Origin of the sequence: Bathymodiolus heckerae thiotrophic gill symbiont, assembly GCF_900180345.1 — a bacterium.
Taxonomy (GTDB): Bacteria; Pseudomonadota; Gammaproteobacteria; order PS1; family Pseudothioglobaceae; genus Thiodubiliella.
On record NZ_FXLV01000094.1, the window covers coordinates 1 to 1,433 of the forward strand.

The window sequence follows — 1,433 nt, forward strand, 5'->3', positions numbered from 1 at the left end:
AACCCCAGTAGATGCAGATACGCCGCCAACACCTAAAAATAAACTACCACTGCCTCCAGCATTTGCATTTACCACATTATTTGTTTGTAAATTTTTGGAAATATTCCCACCTTCATGATTAAACAAATGCACAAACGCCGCACTCCTTGCCCCATTCGCAAACTTACCCCCACCTAGTTCTGCAGCGACACCACCTGCCGCAGCAGCAATGGCTGTGCGTCCTGCAATATCACTCCAATCACCGCCATTTTTCATATAACCTCCAGCGAATGAGCCGGTAAATCCACCCATAAACCCATCTTTAAAATTACCACCTATAATTTGACTACTTGCCCCTTGGGCAAAGCCATGAGCAATGTGCTTATTAACACCTGTTAGGGTGTCTACATCCATGCTGTGACCAATGTATTGCGCTAAACCTGCGCTAGCCCCACCATAGATTGCTCCTTTGAATGCTCCCTTAAGGGAGCCTGTCGACACTGCCCCTGCTAAAAAGCCGATTTTTGCACCTGTGGCAATGGCACCAATAGTGGAGGTTGCCAATCCTACTGCGCCTGTGATAGCACTAGCAGCACTTCCTAATGCACCAAATGCTGCTGCACCACCTGCAGTTACTATAACCGCTGCAACTACAACAACGATAACAACAATTTTAACAATCTTTCTAAATAACTTTTTAAACCACCCAAACCCATTCATATCAACATATTTTAAAGGATTGTTAGTGGCGTAAGAGTATCTATTGTAATCTTGTGTGTTGTATGGGTGAAACACATTGGGATCTGCACTCAAAAACCGTCCAATACTCGGGTCATATACTCTACCATTCATATGAATAAAGCCCATCTCATCAATGTGTTCGTGCCCAGTAAAGCCTCTATTAGTTAAGGCTGGGATGATTGGAAGTAGTGGGTCGCTGGTACGCCAGTCGCCTTGTCTTCTTTCTCCAAATGCATGATAGCTCATACGCTCAACAATATTACCTTGTCCATCGGTGATGGTGTCAATGCTGCCGAGGTTATCGTAGTGGAGGTAGCGGGTTTTGTCGGGGATGGGGGTTGTGGTTGAGTTTGTTGTGCCTGTTTTGATGTGAATGGCGATGAGTTGCCCATCGGCGTAGATGAAGTGCTTGTGTTCGGTGTTGGTGTTTTGTTTGATTTGTTCGTAGAGTTTGCCGATGTAGGTGGTGGTAATGGTGGTGTTGGCATCGCTTTGGTTTGCATCTTTTGGTATCTAGCTTTATCAGGACCATAGACAAAGGTAGTGGCGTCATTGTTGTTATTTTTGGCAAAACGCTTGGGTTTATTAAAGGAGGTCCATTGGATGATTTTGTCATCGTTTTGGGTTATGTTGCCGTTGGCATCGTAGGTGTAGTTTCTGTCTTGATTGTTGGTATTTGGGTTTGTAATACTTTGTGGGGTGTGAGGGCTGGC

General features: G+C 44.9%; 1 protein-coding gene and 1 pseudogene. Both read right to left on the bottom strand.

Annotated features, from left to right (window positions below; translation table 11 throughout):
• The coding region (locus CRYPD_RS07645; protein ID WP_483189283.1) for an RHS repeat domain-containing protein at window positions 1–1,053 on the bottom strand (1,053 nt) is incomplete at its 3' end.
• A pseudogene (locus tag CRYPD_RS08230) lies at window positions 963–1,433 on the bottom strand (hypothetical protein); the annotation flags it as partial. The gene CRYPD_RS07645 and the pseudogene CRYPD_RS08230, both read right to left, overlap by 91 nt.